Source organism: Nocardia carnea NBRC 14403 (assembly GCF_000308515.1).
In the GTDB taxonomy this organism is placed as follows: Bacteria; Actinomycetota; Actinomycetes; order Mycobacteriales; family Mycobacteriaceae; genus Nocardia; species Nocardia carnea.
In genome coordinates this window covers 67,653-91,889 of record NZ_BAFV01000037.1, presented here as the reverse complement: position 1 = coordinate 91,889, position 24,237 = coordinate 67,653, and the positions used below count along the sequence as shown (strand labels likewise).

The window sequence follows — 24,237 nt, the reverse complement described above, 5'->3', positions numbered from 1 at the left end:
GAAGGCGGTCCGGTGGCAGCGCCACTGGCCGGCACGGTGCTGTGGACGATCGGACTGGGTCGTCGTGTTCGGTCCGGTGGCGTTCCGCGGCTTCCGGCATGCCGCGGAACGCCGCTGACCCACGGGGCCACTCCCCCGCGTCGATCAGTCGCTCTTCATATCCCCCGTGGACAGGCGCACAGTTCCCAGCACGAAGACGACCAGGCACGGGACCGCGAAGTACAGCAGTGAGCCGTTCGGGCCGCCGAAGTAGCTCTCGATGGTGGAGAGCTGGCCGACGCCGAGTTCGCCGTTCTTGAACGGCGACAACCGTTGCAGCATCCGCCCGAAATCGTTGTTGACGAAGGTGACGAAGACCTCGATGCCGAACTTCCACAGCAGCACGATCATCACCACCAGGCCCGGTTTCGGCAGCAGTGCGGCCAGGCCCAGGCCGAGAGCGCAGACCAGCAGGGTGAAGACCGGCACGCAGATCAGCAGGCGGATACCGGCACCGGAGAAGGCGTCGACGTCACCCCATACGTCCGGGAACAGGTGCGGGAAGCCGCCCAGCAGAAGGAACGTGGTCGCACCGGCGACCACGCCGGAGAGCACACCGAACACGACCAACTTCGCGACGGGCAGCAGCCAGCGGCGCGCCTGGATTCCGGCGACGGTCTCGACGGTCTTGTCCTTGAATTCGTTACTGAGGGAGGACACCGCGCCCGACATGAGGATGAAGGTCGAGAAGATCAGCACCCAGTAGGTGGCGTTGCTGGTCTCCATTCCGCCGTAACCGTTGATGGCTTCGGCCTGGGAGGCCTTGGCGATTCCGAAGTTGAGCGCCACCGGGATCAGGATCGCGAGCGGGACGACGGTGTACCACAGGGGGTTGCGCCATGACAGCTTCGCGAGTTCGCTGTGGACCGAGCGGATCAGATAGCGGGCGAGCATCAGCCTTCACCTCCGCCGGTGGTGTATTCGACGCTGTTCGCGGTGATCCCGAGGTAGGCGGACTCCAGTGGTCGTGGACCGGAGCCGCGGGCAACCAACTCGTCTTTGCTCGTGTCGGACAGCACCTTGCCCTTGCCCATGATGATGATCCGGTTGCCGGTGATCTCGACTTCGGTGAGGTTGTGTGAGGCCACCAGCAGGCATTTCCCCTCGGCGGCGAGCCCGGTGACGAGTTCGCGGAGCCATAACGTGCCTTCGACGTCGAGCCCGTTGGCCGGTTCGTCCAGCACCAGGGTTCGCGGATCGCCCAGGAGCGCCGCGGCGATCCCGAGCCGCTGCAGCATGCCGTAGGAGAATTTGCCGACCGGACGCTTCGCGACCTTTTCCAGCCCGACCCGTTCCAGCGCCCGGCCGGCGGCGGCCGCCGGCAGTCCGCCCAGGCGGGCCTGCCATAGGAGGTGCTGCGTGGCCGTGTGCTGGGGGTTGCGGGTGAACGCGCCGAGGCCGAACCCGATTTCGCGGAGGGTGTCCCGGAATTCCAGTAGGCCTTTACCGTTGATGGTGAGGGTTCCGCCGGTGGGCCGGGTGAGGCCGGCGATCATCCGCATAACGGTGGTTTTGCCGGCGCCGTTGGGCCCGAGCAGATAGGTGATCGAGCCCGGTTCGGCCTCGAAGCTGACATCGTCTACGGCGACGATATCTCCGAAGCGTTTGGATACGCCGCGAATACTGATCATCGATATATTCCTGAACGACTGAGTGACTGGTGAATGGATATATACGCAGAACGACTCCCCGTTCGGCCGTGGCGTCGACGGGGAGTCGTTCCGGAAATCTCTGCGGCTGTCAGTACCCGAAGTCCGGGTCACCGGCGCACTGCATTTCGGCGCAGATCGCCTTCCAGTCGTACTTCCACAGACCGCCTTCACGAATGAAGCGGTAGTTGATGGAGGTGGCCGGGAAGCCCGCCATCACGCCCTCGACAACCACCGACATCGTGTTGCCCGAGATGTTGATATCGCCGACGGCACGGCCCTGGATCGAGAAGAAATCCATGGTCTGGCTGTTCGCCATGACCTGTTCGAGCGCGCCACGCGCCTGCGGGCCGTTGTAGCTGACCTCGAGCTTGGGTTCGACGCCGATGTTCGGATTCCAGAAGGCAGCGAACTGCCGCTCGAGCTGGCCGAGGTTCGGGACCTCGTCGCGAATGTAGAGATCGCCGACCTTCCCGTCGCGAATCGACACATCGGCCGCGGCGGGCTGGGCCAGGCCCAGGCCGAGCAGAGCGGCGAAGACTAAGGCGGAAACGATCCTGATGAATTTCGGCATGGGCGGTCCCTTCGAGCCAAACAACCAACAAACCCGGGCCTCCGGGCGGTCCAACAATAGGCCGCAAAAGTTAGGCAAGTCAATCCTAACTTTCACTGCTCTTCGATCAAGACGAAATGAGACTCGCAGCCGACGAACGGCGTAACTTCCCCGACGGAGTCTTGGGCAGTGCACCTTTGTGCACGATCGTGACGACTGCCGGAGCGATACCGATATCGTCGAATACCGCTCGCGCCACTTCCTTACGAATCCGCTCACTCTGCTCGGCATCCTCGGCGAGATCGGATTCGGCGATCACGGCGATACCCTCGCGGGCCATACCGGGCAGACGCACGGCCAATGCCGCCACACTGCCGGCGCGCACACCGTCGATTCCGGCCGCTGCGCGCTCGACCGTGGTAGGCGCGATATTGCGGCCGGAGACAATGATGATGTCCTTTTTGCGGCCGGTCACGACGGTCTCACCGGTATCGGTGATATATCCCAGATCACCGGTGGCGAGCCAGCCTTCGCCATCCACCGCCGATACGTAACCATCGGGCAGGAGATACCGCCGGGTCACCGCGTCTCCGCGGACCAGTATTTCGCCGATCCGGTCGGCCGGTAGCGCCGCCCCGGAACCGTCGACGACCTTCAGTTCGATCCCGGCGACCGGTGTTCCCAGCCGCATCAGAGTTCGCGATGCACCGGCCGGATCACGCTCGACCACGCCCGCACTTTCGGCGCGTCCGGGTTCGATGGTATCCACCGAATAACGCGCGTCCGCAGCGGTGAACGAGGTGGCAAGGGTGGTCTCGGCCATCCCGTAGGCCGGCGTCAGGGCCTCCGGTCGGAACCCGAAACGCGCTGCCGCATCGAGGAATTCCCGTAGGGTCGATTCGTCGACGATCTCCGCGCCGTTGACTGCAACCTGCATACAGGACAGGTCATAGGCGCCGTCGGGCGCCCGGCACAGCCGCCGGGCCAGCAGCGAATAGGCGAAATTCGGTGCTGCGGTGTAGTTTCCCTCGAATCGGCTGATCAACTCCGCCCAGCACAGCGGATTCTTCAGGAACGCGAGCGGCGGAACCACCACCGCCGTCGCCTGCGCGAGCAGCGGGGTCATGAGCAGGCCGATCATTCCCATATCGTGGTAGAGCGGCAACCAGCTGACGCCTACCCAGTCGGCGGTGAAGCCCGTCCGGTCGACCATGGCGACCTGATTCTGATGCAGGTTCCGGTAGGAGATCGCCACTGCCTTCGGTACACCGGTGGTGCCGGAGGTCAGCTGCAGGATGGCGGTATCGTCTTCGGCGGTCGGCACATGCGCGATCGTCTCCGTGCATTCGGCCAGTTCATCGATGACGGCAACCGGTGCACCGAGGTCGAGAGCTCGCACCGCCTCGGTGAACGGCTCGCTCAGTACGACCACCCGGGCGCCCAGCATACCGACCACGGAACGCGTATCCGTCAGCCAGGTCTCGAGATTCATGCGCGGTGTGGGCTGGTGCAGCATGGTGAATACCGCGCCACGCATCCAGATCGCCTGTACCGCAACGATGACATCGTCGGCCGCGCCCGCGAGGATCGCGACGGAATCACCCGGCCTCACACCCGCCTCGGCCAATCCGGCGGCGACCCGGCGGGCCGTGGCCCGCAACCGATCCCACGATCGGAAGGTCAGCTCCGATGTGTCGGGCCCGCTCCACAAACCTTTGACTTCGGAAACCGGTTCGTCGAAAAGCAACTGGGTGATTCTGCTCATTGGAGTTCCATTTCTGCCTGCCGGGATACTTCCGGCCGTGGCGTCCTACGCCTCGCCGAGGACCCGGTCGAAGTGCTCGACGAAGGTGTCGGCGTACCCCGGCGGCAGGGCCGCGGGGTCGATGACAATGCCGAATGATGTCCGCTTGCGCAGGATCAGCGACGTCACCGAGAACGAGTAACCGGCCAGCGGCGACAGCGCAGTCAGTTCGGTGATCTGTTTTCCGAGTACGGAACGCGCCCTGGAGAATCCGGGGTTGATACCGATATGGATATCGGGACTCATATGTTTCATGGCCGCGCTACCGATCACCCGCCGCAGCGCCCAGGGCAGCCCGGGTTCGATCGCGGGCGCGGCGGAAGTCAGTTCGGGGCGGCGCTTCTCGATGACGGCCAGTTCCGTTTTGCATCGCTCGAGCTGCCGGTCGAGATCGGATTCGTTACCGGCCAGATTGAACGGTGTGACGATCACGGCGTTACCGGTGTGCCGGAACTCCGGATCGTTGGTCACCGGCAGGGTCACCCGGATGACTTCGGCGGGTACCGCACCGGGCGGGGCGAGGCTGAGCGCGCGGCCGACGGACGCGAGCAGGAACTCGTGCACCGAGGCGCCGTGTGCTTTGGCGGTGCGGCGCAGGTCGCGGGTGGAGGCACTGTACACCGCGTATTCGCGGCGGCCGGATGTGGTGAGTTTCGGCCAGTTGCGGCCCGTCTTTCCGGCGGCATGCTGTGCGGCGAAGGCGGCTTTTGCCTCCTTCATGACCTCCGGCTCGATATCGGGCGTCCGGAATCGTGGGCTCGTCGCGAACCGTTCGAACTCGGCTAGTTCCTCGGCCGTACCGTCGGCCAGCAGCGCGGCGAACGCGGCGCCGGCGATACCGTCGGATACCGCATGGTGCACGCGCAGCAGGAAGTATTGGGGACCGGCGCCGGCCGGGGTGAACAGCGTGATGTGCCACATCGGTTGCGGACGGGGCAGCGGCGCCTCGAGCAGTGCGGTGACCTCTTTGCTCAACTCTGCCGCATCGGTGTATTCGGCGGCCGCGAGATGGCTGTCCACCTCGACCTTCTGGGCCACGACTTCGCGGGGTCGGCGCCAGCGCCCGCGGTCGATGCCGAGCCGGAACAGTTCGAACAGTTCACTACGCTCGCGCACCCGTTCCCGCACCTCGCCGATCGGCAGGTGGGTGCCGTCGGCGGACAGTTCGAGCAGCATCGCCCAGTGCATCGGGCTGCTCTCGGTGTCCAAGTGCAGGTATGTGTGATCCGAGGGGGTCAGCGTCGTTACCGAGGCGTCTGTCATTGCGTATCCACTTTCGCGAGTAATGCCCGGTAGCCGTCCGTGTCGGGCTTCATGGCCGCGGCCACCAACTCCCACAGCACCTCGTCGGTACCGCCACCGACGCGCGCCAGTTTCATATCCCGGAACCAGCGGTTCAGCGGGAGACCGGTATCGAGATAGCCGATACCACCCCAGATGTGCAGGCACTCCGAGGCCACTTCTTCGCCGAGATTGGCCGCGGTGACTTTGAGCGAAGCGGCCGTCCGCAGATTGATCCGGCCCTCGGCGGCGACGCCGGCCAATGCGTGGCGCAGGGTATCGACCCGCGACTGCAGGTCGGCGACGCGGAGTCGCAGCGCCTGATGGTCGTAGAGGCGCTTGCCGAACTGGGCGCGGTCGTACATCCGGGCCAGGGTTACGCCGAGCATGCGCTCGCAGGACGCGGCGATCTGCCCGGCCACCGAGTAGCGTTCGTGGGCCAGGCCCCAGCTGATCACCGCCAAACCCGTGCCGGGACGGGCGATGAGCGCGTCCTCCGGGATCCAGGTGTCGATGCTCACCGGGGCGGTATCCAGCGGGCCGGCACCGAGCTTCCGGTACGGCTCGCCGACCTGCACCTGCGATACCGGCACCACGGCCAGCGCGACATTGCCCGAATCGGTGGCCGGTTCGTCGCCGACGCTACGCCCGACGACGAGCATGTAGTCGGCAATCGGCGAGAGCGAAACGAACTTCTTGTGACCGACGATCCGGTAGCCGCCGCGCTCCGGCTCGATCCGGGTCCGGGCGTTCTGCAGATCCGAGCCGCCCGATTCCTCGGACGCCCCGATGCACAGCACTGTGTCGACCGCGATCGCCTGCTCGGCGAGTTGCCGCAGGAAATCGGTGCGCCCGAAGCGGCGCAGCACGGCGATCGCCGAATCGTGCAGGCTGACTCCGACGCCGATGGCCGCCGAGCCGAGCGCGCCCAGCTCGCGGGCCAGCGCGAAATGGTCGCCGAGGTCGGTGGCCTTGCGGTCGTTCCATTTCCGCGCGAAAACGCCTTCGGCACCGAGATGCTCGAGCAGGACCCGCGGGAACCGGTTGTCCTGTTCGGCCTGTTCGGTCCACCGGACCACCCGGTCGTCGAAGGCCCGGGCGAGCAGATCTGAGTACGAGTCGGCGGGCGCGGCGACTGTCATGCGGCGGCGCCGGATTTGGCGCGGATCAGGTCCTCCAGATCACCGACCGATGCCGCCTCGGCCATCTCCCGTTCGGTGAGCTTGACGCCCAGGCGCTCTTCGATGGCCACGACGCCGATGGCGAAGGCGACCGAATCGATGCCGAGATCCTCCACCAGAAGTGACTCCCGGTCGAGGTCGGTGAGCGACAGGTCGAGATCTTCTTCCAGAATGCTGTGCAGTACGTCGCGAATTCGGTCGGACATCTAGAAACTCCTCGCAAAATATTCGGATCCGTCGGCCCCGGGGCCGACGGTGTTCCTCCGGTCGGACGGAGGGACATCACTGGTGGAGAGCGTGCGGCGAACGGGCTCGGCAAACGGACGCACTGGGCAGCGCATACCTGGCAAAAGGTGCCGGCCCACTATTCGGAAACCTCCTCGCCGGTGACCCCGAAGCTGGTGAACGCGGTATTCCGCGGAATGCGATAGATCTCGCGCCCGGTCACGGTGTTGAGGATCTTGGCGTTGCGCACGGCACCGATATCCAGGTTCGGCGCGGAGACACCGTGACTGTGTTCGTCGGCATTGGCCACGAACAGCCGGCCCCGCAGCGCGTCGCCGGCGCTCACCGCATGGTTGCTCTCGATCACCAGACGGCCGCGCGAATCACGCCGCAGGTGCTCTTCCACGGGTCCGAGGAAGTCGGTCCGGCGGGGCCGGTAACCGGTGGCGGCGATCACCAGGTCGGTGGTGTGTGCGATCTTCGTTCCGGTGTCCCGGTGCTCGCCCCGGACTCGGAGGCGGCCGTCGGGCAGCGTATCGAGTCCCTCGACCGTGACACCGTTGCGCAACTCCACCGGCTGTGGCTTCTCCAGCAACTGACGTCGGTAGAGCAGATCGTGCAGGCGTTCCAAGGTATCGGTGGAGATGCCCTTGTGGAACTGCCAGTGCCCGGCCCGCACTCGGTCGCGGGTGGCCTCCGGCAGACCGTGGAAGTAGTCCATGTACGCCGGTGTGGTCATTTCCAAGGACAGCTTGGTGAAGTCCAGCGGCGCGAACCACGGGGTGCGGGTCCACCAGCGCACAGCCGGACCGCCGCGAAGATTCTCTTCCAGCAGGTCGATAACGATCTCGGCGCCGGACTGGCCGGAGCCGATCACGGTGACGGCCTCCGCGCGATGGGCGATATCGCGGTGGTACAGATAGTCTGCGCTGTGGACCAGCGCGGCGGAGCCGGTCGAAAGCACCTGCGGGATGGACGGTTCGGTACCCACGCCGACCACCACATGCGCCGCGTACAGCATCGAGGTGGTGCCGCGGCCGGACAGCGACACCTCGAAGTGCCCACGGTCACCGTCCCAGTGCACCGCGTCCACAGTGGTGCCGAACCGCAGTGAGTCCAGCTTCCCGGCTGCCCACAGCAGGTAGGCCTCGTACTCGCGCCGGGTCGGGAACCAGTCCTCCCGCACCAGGAACGGGTACAGGCGGTCGACGTCGGCCAGATAGGCCAGGAACGACAGCGGGTGCGTCGGGTCGACCAGGGAGACCAGATCGGACAGGAAACTGACCTGCAGTTTCGCCTCGTCGAACAGAAGGCCGGGATGCCAGCGGAATTCCTCGGCGGAGTCCACCACGAGGACATCGAGGCCGTCGATCGTCGAGGCCATGGCCGCCAACGACAGGTTGAACGGCCCGCAGCCGATACCCAGTACGTCGACTTTCCGGATATCAGTCATGGATCTTCACCATCTCGTCGTGATCGCGACGCAGACCTTCGGTCTCCACTTCCAGCCCGATACGCAGCAGTTCGTCGAACAGGGCATCGATATCCTGCTCGGTGGTTTCCGGGTTGAGCAGGGTGAGCTTCACGCAGGTCCGGGGCTCGCCCTCGCCGTCGACGCAAACCTGGGTCCGGCCGATGAGCGCCTTGCCGGAGCTGATCAGGCGGCGGCGCAGTTCCCCGTTCACCTGGTCGAGGTCGAGATCCTCGCATCGGTAGCGGAACACGACCGTGGTCATGGTGACGGGGGCGACGAGCTCGAGCTGCGGTTCGGTCACGATACGGCGCTCGGCATGGCGGGCGAGATCGTGGCAGGTGTCGAGCATCTCACCCAATCCGGTGCGGCCGTACGCGAGAAAGGTGGCCAGGACCTTGAGTACATCGGGGCGGCGAGTGGTCTGCAAGGTCTGGCCGAGCAGGCCGCCGAAGCCGGCCTCGATATCGTCGTCCGGGTTGAGGTAGGCCACCGACCGGTTCAGCGAGGAGAATCGCTGCTGATCGGCCAGCAGCAGCACGCTCGCGGCCGCGGGCTGCCAGCCGACCTTGTGCAGGTCCAGTGTCACGGAGTCGGCCCGTTCGAGGCCGGTGAGCAGACCGCCGAGCTTATCGGAGAACAGTGTGCCGAACCCGTACGCGGCATCGACGTGCATCCAGACGTCGTGGCGCGCCGCGATGCGAGCGATCTCGGGCAGCGGGTCGACGGAACCGAAGTCCGTGGTGCCTGCCGTGGCCACGATCGCTACCGGGGTGTGGCTGTCGGCGAGTTCGGTGAGCAGATCGTCGAGGGCCTCCGGGATCATCCGGTGTGCGGAATCGACCGGAACGCCGATCGCTGCGGTCTCTCCGAGACCGAGTGCCGCGCACGCGCGGTGGACGGAGAAATGCGCGATCTGCGAACACAGCACCACCGGGCGTGGCAGGCCGCTCACGCCGTTGCTGCGGGTATCGATGCCGAGCCGGGCGGCGCTGTAGTCGCGAGCGATCAGCAGCGCGAGCAGATTCGAGTAGGAGCCGCCCGGGCCGAAGACGCCACCGGATCGTTCGGTGAAACCGGCCAGCCCGGCGAGTGCGCCGATGGTCCATTTCTCGATGGCCAATGTTGCCGGTCCCGAATCATAGGTATCCAGCGATGCATTGGTGGCACTGGCCAGCGCGTCGGCGATCACCGCCACTCGTAGCGAGGGTGGCTGCAGGTGTGCCGCCGCATGCCGGTGGGTGAGGTCCAGGCCGTAGGCGGCGATCAATTCGGCCACCCGGTTCAGCGCCGCGTCCTCCCCCGCCCCGTGGTCCGGAACCTGCTCCGGGCCCAACTGCTCGGCTACGGCGTGGAGCACGGCGGCCGGATCTCCCCAGGGCAGCGGTGCGCCGTGATGCCGGGATTCGACCGGGCCGGCCAATTGCGCGAGGCCGTGGCCGATTGCCGTCCACCCCTCTCCCGGCGTGGCGAACTTGGATCTCTGTCTTCGTGGGAATGCGATTTTCTCTGACACGGGTAGCCCATCGACTCGGATATGGATAGCGACTGCGTTCGTCTCCCGTCCGTCCCCACGCGGCGCGGCGAAGCAGTTTTCGACTGCGTGATCTAGGTGGTTATGGGTGTGGATTCGCGGACGGTCCGAACGAGTTCGTTCAGGGGGCGGTCCAACGCACGTGGAACGGCCGCGACGACCGCGGACACGACAGCGCCCGCACTGCGGGCGAGATCGGCGCCGACCGCATCGGGCTGGTAATCGAGCTCCAGGTGGACGCGTTCGTCGGCGCCGCGTTCGAAGGCCAGCGTCAGCGGATAGTTGCCGACGCCGTGGAATACGGATTCGTAGTTCACCGGGCCGCGATCCGATACCGGGATGCCGCGCAGTGGCGCGTTCCGCACGGACGCCATGATCTCGGCAACGGGGAAGCGCCCACCCGCGCTGCGCAGGGCGGTGAGCACGGTGCCGTAGTCGACAGTGGCGAACTCCATCGCCCGGTACACCACCGAAACCGCCGCGCGCAATGAATCACGTACGCTCGCCGCCGGGTCGAAGCGGAAGCGCATCGGGACGATATTGCCGCTGTAGCCGACCCGGTCGGGGCCGTCATCGGGATCACGGTTGTCGGCGGGCACCAGCAGGACGTGGTCGGCGGCGCCGGTGAGTGCGTACACGCTCACGGCGCATACTCCGATGAGAAGTGCGTTGAGGGTGGCACCGACTTCGCGGGCGACACCGTTCAACGCCTCGATGCCGGCGGGCTCGATCGGTGTTCCGAGGCGGATACCGGGGGCCTCGACGAGCGGAGCGAGCCAGCTTTGCTCGGCGCTGTCACCGGGCAATTCACCCGACAGCGGGTACCGGACGCCGGCGGCCGCCCAGGTGTCCTGGGCGTGCCGCAGTGCCCGATCGATTCCCTCGGGGCTCACGACCGTCGCAGGACGGGCGGGCCGGTCGGTGACGGCGGGCCAGGAACCGGAGACCAGCGTCCCCAGCAGCAAGGGCCAGGAGGTGTCGTCCACAGCCAGGTGATGAACGACCAGCGCCACCGTGACCGCACCGCCGGCATCCGCGAAGATTCGCGCACGTAACGGCGGCTCCCGGGTCAGGTCGAACGGTGCCTGCGCCAATGCCTCGGCCGCCGCCCGGATCTGCTCGCGGCCGATCGGTGTGCCGGTAACTGTCAGTGCGGCGTGCGCCGGCAGGGTGCCCCATTCCCAGACGACGCCGGGCTCGCCCCAGCGGCCGGTGTGCTCGATGGCCTCCCGGCGCGGATCGCCCGCCGCCCCGGTGACGATCACCGAGCTGAGCACCGCCGCATTGCGCACCATGACCTCGAACGCGGCGATCACCGAGCCGATCGTATGGGAGCCGGTGAAGTCCAGGATCAGGCCGATATTGTGGGATATCGAGTCCGGGTCGAGCTGGTAGATCTTCCACATCCGGCGTTCGGCGACGGCGAGACCGCCGGTGGAAACCGTCTCGGCTGTCGCAGGAGCCGCCGCCGGGCCGGCACCGGCTCCCGCGACAGCCAGGCGCCGTCGCAGGACTTCCAGTCGTGCGTCGGTCAGTAGGTTCGTCATACTTCTTCCTGCTTCGGAGACTTCTCGGCTGTTGCGGGCACTGCGTATGCGAGCCGCAACGTCCCGGCGGTCCGGGTGAATTCGTCGCGCCGGACCGCGGTTTCCCGCAGCGTCGTCCAGTCGCTGACGATGTCGATCAGCTCGCCCTGTGCCCAGAGCGGCGCCTGATCCTCGAACCAGGGGGAACGTGGATCGCCGCTCACGCCCAGCGGCACGATCCACCGGCTCGCGTCACGGTCGGCCAGGTCCCACGCATAGCGAGCGGCCGATCCGACGCCGCACGCGTGCGAGAAGCCCACCGCACTGCCATTGGCCATGACGCACTCGGCATCCCCGCCCAGCGGTTGCGGTTGCGGGCGGAGCTGCCGTGCGACCTCGGGGTGCTTCGCTGTTGCGCCGACCAGGTCCCATCCGTGGATCGGAGCGAGTACATGCACACTTCCCCAGGTCGGAAGCTGCGCTTCGGCGTCGGCAGCTTCCGCGACCGCGTCGAGTGCCCCGGTGACCAGCCGGGTGATATCCACACCCAGCGCCGCGGCACCGGCGATCACCGATTCCAGTGCGGCCGCGATCCTGGTCTGTGCCACGAACCACGGGGTGAAGGTGGCGCCGAAACCGTGCGGCGCGGCGAGCCCGGACAGCGCGGGGTCGGCGGCGATCGCCCGGACCAGATGAGCTCGCACTTCGGCGAACAGATACGCATCGGTACTGGCGGCATGCATCCCGCGGTCCCATTTCAGCAGCCGTCCACGTAGCCGGTCGGCACCCGCACTCAGCCCGGTCAGCGGCGGGAGCAGGCTCGAGAGTGCGTCGGCCGCACCGTTGTGCACATCGGCATGGACGCGTTCGCAATCGGCCACCGTCATGGCCGGTGCATCCGCGAGCAGAGCATCGATGCGGTCGGCTCGATGAGGCGGCACGGCCTCGGTGGTGGTGGGCTGCAGCGGAATCGTCTCCGGGATGCGCTGGTTGGCGATCACCGAATAGCCGGGCACGAGGGCATCGAACTGCTCGTCGCGTACCGACTCGGTGACGTACCCGTGCCACTCGTAGCGCTCGTCCCAGCCGGGCACCGGCAGCCAGTAGTTCTCCGGGGCCCGCCGGGGGAACTTTCCGGTGACGTGGTGGGTGAGCCGCCCGGCGGCGTCGGCGATGACGATCCGGTTGACGGGTTCGACCCACTGGGTGAGGGCTCGTTCCACATCGGCGGTGTTGGCGGCGAACAGCACGTCCAGTGCGGCGTCGAAGGTCATTCCGGAATCGGTCAGCATGGGGGTGCGCAGGCTCACCGCGAACGACGCGTCCGGACCGCCGAATACGACCGCGCCGTTCCCCGTGGTGATGGTCTCGATCTCGACCGGGTCGCCGTCACGCACGAGAATCCGCTCGGTTCTGGTCTCGGCCGGGCGGCGGCCGGTGGCGGTATCCGCGAGCACGCAGCTCCCGGACCGGGTGAGGCGTTCGATGTAGAGGTCCTGGTAGTCGGCCATCCCGTTGGTGATGCCCCAGGCCACGGTGCCCGCGTGGGCGAAATGCGGCGTGCCGGGTACCCCGGCGAAGGCGAAGCCGACGATATCGAATTCCGGTGCCGCCAGATGGAACTGCTGGTAGATACCGGGCAGTTCCAGGAACCTGTGCGGGTCGCCTGCGATCACCGGTGCACCGGTCGCGGTGCGGGCACCGGCGACGCCCCAGGCATTGCTACCGGACAAGGCGTCACCGAACGACCGTGTCGCCGAGGCACTCCGCTCGGACCCGGCGGGGAAATTCGCCAGCAGTTCGGTGATAAACGCGTCGTCCGGATAATCGGGCACAGTATCTCCGGCCGGATCCACGCCCTCGCAATCGAACAAGGTCAACGCGTCGCGGCCGAGTGCCCGCACCGCATGCAATCGCCACAGCTTGGTGAGAAAACGACCGAACAGGATGTGGTGCATGAGGAATACCGCGATCGGTGTCCACGGCTGCCAGGGCGCCGGCCGGTGTGCGAGTTCGGTCAATTCCGGGGTATCGGCCGCATCGAGAGTGCTGTTGACGCCATCGGCATAGGCCGCGAGAAGGGAGCGGGTGCGCGCCGAGGAGGCCTGGTAGATCCGGCGGGCGGCACGATCCATTCCGGAGCGCCGGGCAAACGCGTCCCATTCGACGGTGTCGGCACCGAAAACCTCGGCGGTGCGTCCTTCGGCGCGCAGCCGCAGGAATTCGATCTGCCAGGCACGGTCGATACCGCACGCATGTCCCTGGCCGAACAGTGCGGCCTCCGCCGAATCCGCGGTGATATGCGGGATACCCCGCGGGTCCCGGATGATTTCCAGAGCGGGCCTGCCGTTGTCTGCGGTGCTCACGCGGCATGCACCTCCGCACCGGAGGTCGTCGTGACCGCGCCCCGGTGCCCCGCGATGGGGTTCACCAGCGCATGCTCGTTGTCCACCAGTGTCGAATACGAGTCGCCGAGATTCACCATGCGCCGGTTGTTCGACAGTTGCAGGCGATTCATATGAATGGCCGGGAAGGTGGGTGCGAACAGATCCCATTGATCGAAGCGATCGGCCAGATCCGGATGCCGGGCCTGGAATTCGGCGACGCTGTGCGCGACGGTCGCCCAGAACTCGCCGTCGGTGAGTAGCCCGCTCTCGTGCAGCAGCAATGCGAAGTGACGCAGGAAATCGTCGAATACATCCGAGAGCACACCCAGATTGCGGATCTCGTCGGCTTCCTCGGTGACCGCACGACGACAGCTCTCCGGAATATCGTCGGGAGCATCGAATATGCAGATCTCTTCACCGATGTCCTTGAGGACAGCGCGTACCGGTGCCCCGCCGTCGAGTACGAGGATCAGGTTCTCGCCGTGTGGGGAGAACTTGAACTCGTAGCGATAGAGGAGATAGATGATCGGGTGCAGATAAGCCCGCAGATACCGGGCCAGCCACTCCTGCGCGGCGAGACCCGATTTCTGAATGAACTCTCCGGCCAGGGGAATACCGTTGTGGTCGATATGTAACAGGGCGGCCATGGTGGTCAGCTGCTCGTGTTCGGCGACCCGGGAAACCGGGCTTTCCCGCCATAGCGCGCTCAGCAGTTTCCGGTACTCCGAACCCGGCCGGGTGATCGCGGTGAGCGTGGTGTTGCGATAGCCGATCGCGGCGACCTCGTAGATCATCTCGAACCCGATCGAGGCCAGGTACGGGTCGCCGTGCACCCGGCTGCGGACCCAATCGTTGATCAGCGGGGTGGTGCGCATGTAGTCGGCAGACATCCCGCGGGTGAAGCCCATATTGACGATCGACAGCGCCGTTTTCACGTAGTGGCGCGTCGGAACCGATACGTTGAACACGGTCCGGATGGACTGCTGCGGCTGGTACCGATCCGGTCCCGCGCCCACCGGCACGATCCGGCCTTCCGCGATATCGACCGCGTATATCCGGGCGATTTTCTCCGCCCACTGCCAGGGATGTACCGGCATGTAGTAGTAGGACGCCGGGTCGAGCCCCCGCCCGGTGAGCACGCGATCGAACCGAGCGAGGGTGTCCGCACCGAGTTCGTCGCGGATCAGGGTGTCGTACTCGGTACCCGACATCGCGGCGAAATCGGTGTTCACACGCAGCACGGCGACCCATTCCAGCGCGAACCGACCGCCCGATTCCGGTGCGTACCGCTCGATATCGTCGGCACTGAAGCCGAGCCGACCCGCGTTGGCGACGAGGCACGGGTGTCCCTCGGTCATCGTCTTCTCGATGGTCTGGAAATCGGCGACCGCCAGTTCTGCCGCCGGGATCCGGCGTGTATCGGGCCGATCCATACTGATCGAGGCGGTGTTGGTGAACTCCTCGAGGTATTCCGGTAGCGCGTCGACCGGGATGCCGAGGCTGCCGCTCATATCGACGATCAGGTCGATCGCGTCGATACGCAGTTCCTCGCCCTTACGGACCCGCCGCAGCGACGCCGCGTCGATACACCAGCTGTCGAGGGACAGGATCTCGGCGCGAAACCGGTATTCGGTTTCGCGATCGTCGGAATGGACCACGTATCGGCCCGGAGACAGTTCGGTGGGCCGCACTAGACGTTCATGACAGAACTCGGCCAGTATCTTCCTGGCGAGCCGGGTGTTGTACACCTGCCGGTACGAGCAGGCAGGTGCGGGTACCTCGGTGGCACCCCGGATATCGATACTCACGACTCGACCTCTCCGGCCAGGGTGCGGCCGTTATCGGTCGCCCTGGCGAAATCCTCACGGGTGCAGTAGCTGAGCCGGGCCGTTTTGCCGGGTACCGGGAAATCACCGGCGACCCGGAAGCCGACGGCGGCATTGAGCCGCTGCACATCGGCGTTGCGCACATCCGGTTCGACCACCACACGACGGGCACCGGCTTCGAAGAAGGCGGTGCGCATGATGTGCAACATGACCGCACCGGTGAAACCGGGCAGTCGCCGCTCGCTGCTGGACACCAGCAGATGCATGCCGATATCACCGGTTTCGTACACGTAACCGGTGCCGGGCCGGGCCAGATCACTGGTCAGCGGGTTGTACAACTCGAAGAGGAACTGGCGTTCCCCCTCGAAGTACCCGATGCGCATGCCGAAGCGCGGATCCGGGTCGGCGCCGGCGTCGCGGATCAGCTTCTCCACATCGGCGAGCGAGCTGTTCAGCATGTCCCAATAGTGGGATTTGGGGTGGCCGAGCCATCGGTGCACGGATTCCAGATCGCGATCCACATCGATTCTGCGGGACTGGAAATGATAGGTCGTAGCACCGTTACCGACCTCGGCCCGGACCTGCTCGTCGGATAGTTGCGCCACTGCGAGAAAGATCTCGGCGACCTGCGCGGTCCGCGCACCTTCCAATTCGACGAGTCGTTCGGCCAGCGCGGCCAGGGTGCGACGCCGGAAGATATCGGACACCGTCAGGCGCGGCACGTCCAGCCACTGGCGTACCTGCGCGACGAACGAGGTGGCCAGCACGGAATCTCCGCCGAGAGCGATGAAATCGTCGGTGACGCCGATCGGGCGGGTACTCAGCAGTTCGCCGAGCACAGTGACCAGCGCGGTCTCCACAGGGGTGCGGGCAGCGACGGATCCCACCCGGTCGGCAGCCGTGACCAGTGTGCCGATGGCGGCGCGATCGTATTTGCCGTTCGAGGTCAGCGGTAGCTCCTCGAGCACGGTGACGGTCCGCGGAATCAGATGGGGCGGCAGCACCTCGGTGAGTGCCTTGCGGATCGCCGGGCCGTCCGGAGTTGTGGCGGTCACCGCCGCGAGCAGTTCGTTTCCGTCGGACCAGGCGACCGCGGCGGTGACCGCATCCAGGGTCAGCAGGCCGGCCTCGACCTCGCCGAGCTCGACTCGATAACCGCGGATCTTGACCATATGGTCGGCCCGGCCGAGGAAGTCGAGGAAGCCGCCGGGCAGGTAGCGCACCATATCTCCGGTGCGATACCAACGGACGCCGTCGTATTCGACGAATCGGTCGGCGGTGCGCTCCGGGTCACCCCGGTAACCGGCGGCCACACCTGCACCGCCGATCCACAACTCGCCGGGGACCAGATCGGGCCGGTCCCGCCCGGTCGGATCGACCGACCGGCAACGCACGCCGCCCAGCGGGACTCCGTACGGTACGAAGGCCGCGCCCACGGGCATATCGCGCGCTTCGCAGACAGTCGAGTGGATCGCGGTCTCGGTGGTGCCACCGAGACCGGCGACACGGCAGCCCGGCAGGTGCCGCGCGACCCGGTCGAGCAGGGAGACGGCGACCTTGTCGCCGCCCATGATGATCGCCCGCAGCGACTCGGGCAGCGGCGCCAGGTCCAGCAGCATGCCCAGGATCGACGGCACACAGTTGAGCACGGTGACCGCGCCGTCACGCAGCAGCCGGGACCATTCGTCGACCTTGGTGTCCTCGTCGGCGCCGGGGACGACCACGGCACCGCCGACGGCGAGCAAACCGAAGATATCGAAGACGGAGAGATCGAACTCCAGCGACGAGACCAGCAGGCTGCGGTCTTCGGGACCGAGACCGTATCGCCCGGTCAGGTCGGTGAGAGTGGCGACCGCGGCGCGATGGGGTACCTCGACGCCCTTGGGTTGTCCGGTCGAACCCGAGGTGAACAGGATGTAGGCGAGCGCCTCCGGTGAGACCGGCACCGGTTCGGCAGCCGTGGCGGTACGAGCGACCGCCAGGTCGACAACCGGATGCTGCGAATCCGCCCAGCGCCCCGGTAGATCGGTGAGTACGGCGGCGGGGGACGCGACCGCGGCGATCCGTTCTCTGCGTACCTGCGGCTGGGTGGGCGCCATCGGCACATAGGTGGCACCCGCGGTCAGCACACCGAGCGCCGCAAGGATTTGTTCACCGCTCTTCGGTAGGTCGACGATCACGGTGTGGCCCGACCGCACTCCCACAGCGTGCAGGGCGCCCGCAATACGCCGAGCCTCGGCAGCGGCTTCCCCGTGCGTCCACGTCCGGGTGCCGGTGATGATGGCGGGGGTATTCGCGCGGTGAGGGGCCGCGGCCAGGAAATGCCCGTGCAGAGTCCCGTCGAAAACCCCGGTCGCGGGTAGTGGGTGCTCGGTCGCCCGCCGTTGCGCCCGAACCTCCTCCGATACCGGATCGGGTGCGGGGCCGTCCCACTCCCCCGCGATCAGCAGATCCAGTAGGCGCACGTAGTAGTCGAACATCGCCCGCGCGGTCCGCAGTTCGAGATCGGAAGCGCGCACGTCCCAGTTCAGCAGCAGTCCGCCCGAGACCTCGGTGATCTGCGCGTCCAGCAGCACTTGCGGGCCTTGAGAGACGATCCAGGACGGCTCACCGAGCACGTCGGTGACAGCCTGTGAGAAGAGCTCACCGAGGCCCAGCGCACTGGTGAAAACCACCGGCGACACCACGGGTTCGCCGCGCCGGCGGCTGAGTTCGCGCAAAACATCCAGACCGCCGAAACTGCCGTGCGCTGCGGCGTCGTGCATCGCGGCACGCATCTGTCCGGCCCGCTCGGACAGGGTCGCTGGAGTACGCAGGTCGGCATCGACCACGAGCGACGACGTGAAGTCGCCGACCACCTTGTCGACATCGGCGTGCGCCATGTCCCGGTCGAACAGCGGCACGGTCAGCAGGAAACGCGGGGTTCCCGAGTACGCGCCGACGGCCTCCGCGAAAACGGCCGCCACCGCGGCTGCGGGTGTCACGCCGCGGCGATGCGCGTGTTCCTCCAGCCGGCGACGGTCACCGGCGTCGATAACGTGATGTAACCGCACGGTGGCGGCATCCCGCCCTGTCCGCTCCGCATTCACCGGTAGCTCCGGAGGGCCCGGCAGATCGGCGATCTTCTGCTGCCACCAGGCGATATCCTCGGCGCGGGCGGTTCGCGATGCGCGTTGCGCCGACAGCTCCGGGAAGGTCACGCCCAGTTCGGGTAGCTCCTCGCCCCGGTAGAGGCGGGCCAGATCGTCGACGAGCACCCGGTAACTCATGGCATCGGCGGCAATCATGTCCACGTCCAGGTGCACCCGCGAAGTGCCACCGGGGAGCCGGGTCAGTTCGATGCGGAGCACCTCGCCGTCCTCGATCGGTAGCGCGCGATGAGTACCCTCGTCGCGGCGGCGTTCCAGGATCTCGGCGGCGGCCTGCGGAGCTTCCGACGACAGGTCGTGTACCGAAAAGACATTCGTGTGCTGCCCGATGATCTGCCGGCCGTCGGGCAGCACCCGCAGCCGCAGCATCGGATGACGCGCCACCAGAGCTGCCACGGCTGTCCCGAACCGTTCGGGATCGAGCTCGCGGCCATCGAACTCCACGTAGAGGTGGGCGGCCACACCACCGTAGGTAAGGCTCGGGGAGCGACCTATCCAATACGCGTGCTGCATGGGCGCCAAGGGGAAGGGCTGCTCGATATCGATGGCGGGAGCGGCATCGTGGGTGGAACCGAGCGGCTCCGCGGTGTCGCCGGGCCGCAGAAGCCGCGACCACGCGCCGATCGTCGGCGCCGTGGCGAGCCGCGCGAAGTCGATATCCATTCCCCGCTTACGCCACCGGCCGGCCAGGCGCATCATGCGCAGCGAGTCCAAACCCTGCGTGACCAGGTCGGTATCCGGTTCGAGGGACTCCGGTGAAATACCCAGGATCGCTCCCACTTCTCCCCGGATATCGATATCCGTACCCGCCTCTGGACGAGCAACCACCATGAGGACGCCTCTCGAAGATCACGATACTGCGGAGTTAGCATACCCTAAGAAATTAGGATGCACTTACCAATCCCGACGCGATCGGCTGCCGCACGGAAACCGCTGCACCGCAGCACATCCATGGGCGCCGGCGCATCAGGGTTACCAAAGATAGCTTAGCCTAAGCTAAGCCAAACAGAAATGGGATGTATTCAACTTCCCTCGCACTGCCCTCGGCCCGAACAGGCCGGGGACCCACCTACCGTGGATGCCCCGCCCTGTGAATACAGACCAGCCGTCAGAGAGTGCCCACGGCCGCAGGTTCTGCGCCGATCCGCCACCCGGCAGCCGCGTGCTGCTGCGCCCAGAACTCGGCGAAACGACCGTTCGCAGCAAGTAATTCGTCGACCGTGCCGTCCTCGACGATCCGGCCCCCGTCCAGGAACAGCACCCGGTCCGCGCCTACGATGGTGGAAAGGCGATGCGTCACCACCACACGGGTCCGCTGCTGCGGGTCGCCGGTGATGGCGGCTACCACCGCGGCCTCGTTCTCTGCGTCGAGCGCACTGGTGCCCTCGTCCACGAGCAACACCGAAGACCGCTTCAGCAGCGCCCGCGCAATCGAAACCCGCTGACGTTCACCACCCGACAGCGCAGTCCCCGCCTCTCCGACCAAAGTGTCCAGCCCATCCGGCAGCCGCTTCGCGAATTCGTCGACCCGCGCCAGGCGCAGAGCCTGCGCCAACTGTTCCGGACCGGCCTCCGGTGCGCCCGCCAGGACGTTCTCCCGAATGGTGCCGGCGAACAGATACGGCTGCTGGAACACCATGCCGGCCACCGTCGGCCGGTCCGCGGCATCGAGCGCACCGAGCTCCACACCGCCGACGGTGACGCTGCCCGACGTGGGCGCTTCCACACCCGATATCAGTGCGAGCAGCGTGCTCTTACCGGACCCCGACGGTCCGACCACCGCCGTCACCCTGCCCGCCGCAAACTCGATATCCACCTCATCCAGCACCGGCTCAGCGTCATAGGCGAAACGCACGGCGCGCAACGTCACCGAAGCGGGCTCCTCGGCATCCCGCACCGACGTGCTGTTCCGCTCGGGTTCGGACGCCTCGACGACGGTGCGGATATCGCGCAGCGCACCACGGCTGGTTTCCAGCGCTGTCGCGAGATCACCGAAGGCAGCGAACGGCTCCAGGAACCGCACCACCACCACGATCAGCGCAACGGCCTCGGGAATCCCGATGGTGCCCGCCACCGCCAGCCATGCGACGGTTCCCGCCATCACCAGGAGCACGATCTGGCTCGCCAGTCCGAACACGACCTGTCCCGGAACATTCAGCAGCAGCAACCTAGTTGTCGCACCGTGCTGGGCGGACAGTGCCGCACCGGTCTCGTTGCGGGCCGGCTCGGCGCGGCGTGCCGCACGCAGCGCCGCCTGGGTTCGAGCGAATTCGAGAATGCGCTCGGTGAACACGCTGTTGGCTTCCCGGGACACTGTGGTCGCACGCCGGGTGAGCAGGTTGGTCAGCCACAGCGAACCCAGCATCAAGGGCAGCGCGAGCAGCGCCACCAGGCCCAGCTGCCACGCGACCGGCACCAGCGCGACCGCGATCGCGACCGGTAGTGCGACCGCTTGGAACAGGGGTGTCACCAGGTAGCCCACCAGACCCACGAGGTCCGGCCCGGTGGTGGCGATCGCGCGCCGCGTGACGGCCGAGTTGTCCTCCGTGAACCAGCGCAGCGGAATTCGCGCCACCTGCGCCGATACCGATCGCTGGGCATTGTCGAGTAGGTGGAATCCCAGGTCGAAACCGATGCGCGAGGTGATCGTGTCCACGACCCAGCCGGCGGCGACGGCGAGGGTCAATGCCCCCACCCACCGCCACGCATCGGCCGGGGTGTCCCCGAACAGTTCCGTCACCAGTGGCACCACCAGGACCACGGCGATCGCCCGCAGGATCACCGAAACGAGCAGGAGAGCGAGATATCCGGTGGTCCGGCTGCGCTGCTCGGCCGGCAGCAGGCTCATCATGGTGCGGATCATCGGGCGATCTCCTTCACATCGGCGCCGGCATTCCACAGCTGCCGGTAGCGGCCCTCGGCGGTGAGGAGTTCGGTGTGCGTACCGGATTCGGCGATCCGGCCCCCTTCCAGGACCACGATCCGATCGGCCTCGGTGATGGTGCGCAGCCGGTGCGCGATCACCAGCACCGTCCGCCCGACAGTCAGCCGGTTGAGCGCCTGCTGAACCAGATACTCCGACTCCGGGTCGGCATACGCCGTGGCCTCGTCCAGCACCAGTACCGGGGTGTCGGCCAGCAATGCCCGGGCGATGGTGAGCCGCTGCCGTTCACCTCCGGACATCGTGCTGCCGGCACCCAGCATCGTGTCGTATCCCTGCGGCAACCGAAGGATTCTCTCGTGGATCTGCGCATCGCGCGCGGCCCGCTCGATCGCGTCGTCGGAGGCATCCGGTACCGCGAGGGCGATATTCTCCCGCACCGTACCGCGCACCAGCTGGGTGTCCTGGAAAACGAAGCCGACCTGCGCATACAGCTCATCCGGCGATAGTGACGCGATATCACGGCCACTCACCCGGATCGCGCCGGAACCGACATCGTAGAAGCGGGCCAGCAGCGCGGCCAGTGTCGACTTTCCGGCGCCGGAGGAACCGACCAGCGCGGTGACCGTGCCGGGTTCCAGTGTGAGCGAAATGTTCTCGAGAACGGGCGCACCCGGCCGATAGCCGAAGCTCACATCGTCGAACACCACCCTGCCCACCGCATCTGCGGCGCCCACCGGCCCGGACCGCACCTCGAGCTCGTCGGTGTCCAAGACGACCTGGATCTTCTGGGCCGCTTCCCGGCCCTCCCGCAACCCCATCATGCCGTAGCCGATGCCGAGCAGGCGCGAGCCGAATGTGGTGCCCAGGAACAGGAACGGCAACAGATCCACCGGCTCCAGGCCGCCTGCCACGACCAGCGCGGTTCCGGCCACCAGGATCAGCCACAGGAAGGTGACCGGCCGGGTGATCAGCTCCATCGCCGACTTCTTGCCGACGAACGGCCGCTGCCAGCCGTCCAGGAAGGCGATGTACTGATCCAGGCTGCGCCGGAACGGCGACGCGGCCGATCCACCGAATACCCGGATCACCGGCTGCCCGTCCATATAGGAGGTCGCCTCGCGCTTCATCCGTTCGCTCCAGCGCTGCGCCTGCATCGTCTTCGGCCCCGATGTCGCCATCATCGTCATCATCGTGAAGATGTAGGCCAGGATCGGTACCAGCAGCACCAGACCCATTCGCCAGTCCACGAAGAACAGGTAGACCAGTACCGCGAGCGGCGCCACCACCGCGGCCACCGCATCGACCACCGCATGCGTGATCAGATAGTGCAGCGACAGCGTGTCACCGTTGATCAGCTTGTCCACCTGCCCCGAACTGCGCGCGGTGAACCAGCCCAGCGGCAGCCTCGCCAGCTTGCCGAGCAACCTGCCGCGTAGATCACGGCTGAACCGTGCGTCGACCGTGTGCAACCACAACTGCAACGCCGATTCCAGCAATGCGCCCAGCCCGAAAAGGCCCAGCGCCCATAGGCCGAGACGCCACAGCGTATCGCTTCCACTGCCCGCGAGCAGTTCCCGCGCCAGTTCCACCAGCAGCACATAGGGCGCCAGTTGGATCAGTGTGACGAAGAATTGCAGGATGCCCGCCACGTAGAGCTTCGGTTTGACGCCGGCGAACAAGCGGCTGCCCGCCTGGGAGCGCCACCGTCCGGTACGAACGGATCGTGCATCCGGCGCCGAGCCGTCCACGGCGACCTGCGCCGCCGGGACCGCCCCGGGGGCCGACCCGGCGGCCTCCGGCACTGCCTTCTCGGTCGCCTTCGATACGGCGCCGTCCGAAACATTGCCGGTGACCGCACTCCCCGCGGCACCGGCCGGGAGCGCGGAGCCCGCGGCGGCACGCTCCTCGGCGCTGCGCTCTTTACCCATCGCCCGGCCGTGCACCCAGTACGCCTGCGCATACACATCGGTCTTGGGGAAGCCGAATTCCTTCACCCGCGCCCGGAGATGCTTCAGGGCCTTCGATTCCGGCCCCATCCAGGCGTACCAGTTCGACCAGTCCCGCACTTCCAGGGCCGCGGCAAGGGCTTCCTCCGAGGTCCGTGGGATCCAGTGCACCCGCGCCAGCGGATGGTGGACCAGCGGGAGCAGCAGATCATCATCGTGATGCTGTTCGAGGTAGACCTCGACGGCCACCTGATGTGGCAGTGCGGCGAGGATCGTATTGATCGCGGGGACCGAGGCCGAATCCCCGATCAGCAGATAACCGGCCGGTAGATCCTCCGATACCGAGAACCCTCGCGACCCGAACGAAGTCACCTCGATTGTCTCACCGCCGGTGACGTTCAACGCCCACGCCGAGGCCGGGCCCGCGGGCTCGTGCAGGACGAAATCCACCGCGAACCCGCCGGCGGTATCCGAGTCGACCTCCGCGATGGTGTACCCGCGCTGGAACTCCGCGTCCGAACCCTTGTTGTCGGGGAACCACATCCGCAGCCACGCCGTCGGTTCGATATCGATATCCGCCAACAATGTCGGTGCCGTCAACCAGACCCGGCGCATCCGCGGTGTCAATTGCTCGGTACTCGTGACGGTGGCGGTGTGGTACTGAACACCGAAGGCGTTCAGTACCACACCTTGAAATCCTCTGCGCGCCATTGCGGTGTACGTCCTCCGATACAAGACTCGATGACCGTCGGGGTCACCTGCCGAACAGTGCGGGGCACGAG

Annotated in this window: 15 protein-coding genes; all 15 read right to left on the bottom strand. The window is 66.6% G+C overall.

Features of this window, described 5'->3' with window-relative positions:
* Nucleotides 1-144: 144 nt before the first annotated feature.
* The 15 genes from ON22_RS12740 to ON22_RS12670 all read right to left on the bottom strand — a co-directional run bounded on the left by ON22_RS12740 (nucleotide 145) and on the right by ON22_RS12670 (nucleotide 24,166).
* Entirely contained in the window at nucleotides 145-933 is a 789-nt protein-coding gene (locus ON22_RS12740; RefSeq protein WP_033246136.1) for an ABC transporter permease, read from the bottom strand.
* Nucleotides 933-1,670: an ABC transporter ATP-binding protein gene (locus tag ON22_RS12735; protein ID WP_033246137.1), complete on the bottom strand. Its 738-nt coding sequence runs from the start codon at nucleotides 1,668-1,670 to the stop codon at nucleotides 933-935. The genes ON22_RS12740 and ON22_RS12735 overlap by 1 nt, the downstream gene beginning before the upstream one ends.
* Before the next feature lie 109 nt (nucleotides 1,671-1,779).
* Nucleotides 1,780-2,262: an MTB12 C-terminal domain-containing protein gene (locus ON22_RS12730; protein WP_033246138.1), complete on the bottom strand. Its 483-nt coding sequence runs from the start codon at nucleotides 2,260-2,262 to the stop codon at nucleotides 1,780-1,782.
* A gap of 106 nt (nucleotides 2,263-2,368) precedes the next feature.
* The gene (locus ON22_RS12725) at nucleotides 2,369-4,006 is read right to left on the bottom strand and encodes a long-chain-fatty-acid--CoA ligase (protein ID WP_033246139.1); all 1,638 of its coding nucleotides are present in this window, start codon (nucleotides 4,004-4,006) and stop codon (nucleotides 2,369-2,371) included.
* 45 nt (nucleotides 4,007-4,051) lie between these two features.
* Nucleotides 4,052-5,308 carry a wax ester/triacylglycerol synthase domain-containing protein gene (locus ON22_RS12720; protein WP_033246140.1) on the bottom strand — a complete coding sequence of 419 codons (1,257 nt, stop codon included), beginning with the start codon at nucleotides 5,306-5,308 and terminating at the stop codon, nucleotides 4,052-4,054.
* Nucleotides 5,305-6,468 (bottom strand): acyl-CoA dehydrogenase family protein, encoded by a 1,164-nt coding sequence (locus ON22_RS12715; RefSeq protein WP_033246141.1) that lies wholly within the window; start codon nucleotides 6,466-6,468, stop codon nucleotides 5,305-5,307. The genes ON22_RS12720 and ON22_RS12715 overlap by 4 nt, the downstream gene beginning before the upstream one ends.
* Nucleotides 6,465-6,713 carry an acyl carrier protein gene (locus tag ON22_RS12710; RefSeq protein WP_033246142.1) on the bottom strand — a complete coding sequence of 83 codons (249 nt, stop codon included), beginning with the start codon at nucleotides 6,711-6,713 and terminating at the stop codon, nucleotides 6,465-6,467. Before ON22_RS12710 ends, ON22_RS12715 begins: the two co-directional genes overlap by 4 nt.
* 158 nt (nucleotides 6,714-6,871) lie before the next feature.
* Nucleotides 6,872-8,185, bottom strand: coding sequence for a lysine N(6)-hydroxylase/L-ornithine N(5)-oxygenase family protein (locus tag ON22_RS12705; RefSeq protein WP_033246143.1), 1,314 nt, complete (start codon nucleotides 8,183-8,185; stop codon nucleotides 6,872-6,874).
* Nucleotides 8,178-9,719 carry a pyridoxal phosphate-dependent decarboxylase family protein gene (locus tag ON22_RS12700; RefSeq protein ID WP_051157563.1) on the bottom strand — a complete coding sequence of 514 codons (1,542 nt, stop codon included), beginning with the start codon at nucleotides 9,717-9,719 and terminating at the stop codon, nucleotides 8,178-8,180. The genes ON22_RS12705 and ON22_RS12700 overlap by 8 nt, the downstream gene beginning before the upstream one ends.
* Nucleotides 9,720-9,811: 92 nt before the next feature.
* Nucleotides 9,812-11,284, bottom strand: a complete 1,473-nt coding sequence (locus ON22_RS12695) for a condensation domain-containing protein (protein WP_033246144.1) — start codon at nucleotides 11,282-11,284, stop codon at nucleotides 9,812-9,814.
* Nucleotides 11,281-13,629, bottom strand: a complete 2,349-nt coding sequence (locus ON22_RS12690; RefSeq protein WP_051157562.1) for a penicillin acylase family protein — start codon at nucleotides 13,627-13,629, stop codon at nucleotides 11,281-11,283. The genes ON22_RS12695 and ON22_RS12690 overlap by 4 nt, the downstream gene beginning before the upstream one ends.
* Nucleotides 13,626-15,458 carry an IucA/IucC family protein gene (locus tag ON22_RS12685; protein WP_051157561.1) on the bottom strand — a complete coding sequence of 611 codons (1,833 nt, stop codon included), beginning with the start codon at nucleotides 15,456-15,458 and terminating at the stop codon, nucleotides 13,626-13,628. The genes ON22_RS12690 and ON22_RS12685 overlap by 4 nt, the downstream gene beginning before the upstream one ends.
* Nucleotides 15,455-19,456 carry a non-ribosomal peptide synthetase gene (locus tag ON22_RS12680; protein ID WP_033246145.1) on the bottom strand — a complete coding sequence of 1,334 codons (4,002 nt, stop codon included), beginning with the start codon at nucleotides 19,454-19,456 and terminating at the stop codon, nucleotides 15,455-15,457. Before ON22_RS12680 ends, ON22_RS12685 begins: the two co-directional genes overlap by 4 nt.
* Nucleotides 19,457-19,733: 277 nt before the next feature.
* Complete coding sequence (locus tag ON22_RS12675) at nucleotides 19,734-21,488, bottom strand: ABC transporter ATP-binding protein (RefSeq protein WP_033246146.1); 1,755 nt, start codon at nucleotides 21,486-21,488, stop codon at nucleotides 19,734-19,736.
* Nucleotides 21,485-24,166 (bottom strand): ABC transporter ATP-binding protein/permease, encoded by a 2,682-nt coding sequence (locus tag ON22_RS12670; RefSeq protein WP_033246147.1) that lies wholly within the window; start codon nucleotides 24,164-24,166, stop codon nucleotides 21,485-21,487. The genes ON22_RS12675 and ON22_RS12670 overlap by 4 nt, the downstream gene beginning before the upstream one ends.
* Nucleotides 24,167-24,237 lie beyond the last annotated feature (71 nt).

Bases quoted from the DNA above. Each gene is read 5' to 3' on its own strand.
- ON22_RS12730 (WP_033246138.1), bottom strand. From the start codon at position 2,262: ATGCCGAAATTCATCAGGATCGTTTCCGCCTTAGTCTTCGCCGCTCTG.
- ON22_RS12680 (WP_033246145.1), bottom strand. From the start codon at position 19,456: ATGGTGGTTGCTCGTCCAGAGGCGGGTACGGATATCGATATCCGGGGA.
- ON22_RS12735 (WP_033246137.1), bottom strand. From the start codon at position 1,670: ATGATCAGTATTCGCGGCGTATCCAAACGCTTCGGAGATATCGTCGCC.
- ON22_RS12695 (WP_033246144.1), bottom strand. From the start codon at position 11,284: ATGACGAACCTACTGACCGACGCACGACTGGAAGTCCTGCGACGGCGC.
- ON22_RS12710 (WP_033246142.1), bottom strand. From the start codon at position 6,713: ATGTCCGACCGAATTCGCGACGTACTGCACAGCATTCTGGAAGAAGAT.
- ON22_RS12705 (WP_033246143.1), bottom strand. From the start codon at position 8,185: ATGACTGATATCCGGAAAGTCGACGTACTGGGTATCGGCTGCGGGCCG.
- ON22_RS12740 (WP_033246136.1), bottom strand. From the start codon at position 933: ATGCTCGCCCGCTATCTGATCCGCTCGGTCCACAGCGAACTCGCGAAG.
- ON22_RS12670 (WP_033246147.1), bottom strand. From the start codon at position 24,166: ATGGCGCGCAGAGGATTTCAAGGTGTGGTACTGAACGCCTTCGGTGTT.
- ON22_RS12725 (WP_033246139.1), bottom strand. From the start codon at position 4,006: ATGAGCAGAATCACCCAGTTGCTTTTCGACGAACCGGTTTCCGAAGTC.
- ON22_RS12675 (WP_033246146.1), bottom strand. From the start codon at position 21,488: ATGATCCGCACCATGATGAGCCTGCTGCCGGCCGAGCAGCGCAGCCGG.
- ON22_RS12715 (WP_033246141.1), bottom strand. From the start codon at position 6,468: ATGACAGTCGCCGCGCCCGCCGACTCGTACTCAGATCTGCTCGCCCGG.
- ON22_RS12720 (WP_033246140.1), bottom strand. From the start codon at position 5,308: ATGACAGACGCCTCGGTAACGACGCTGACCCCCTCGGATCACACATAC.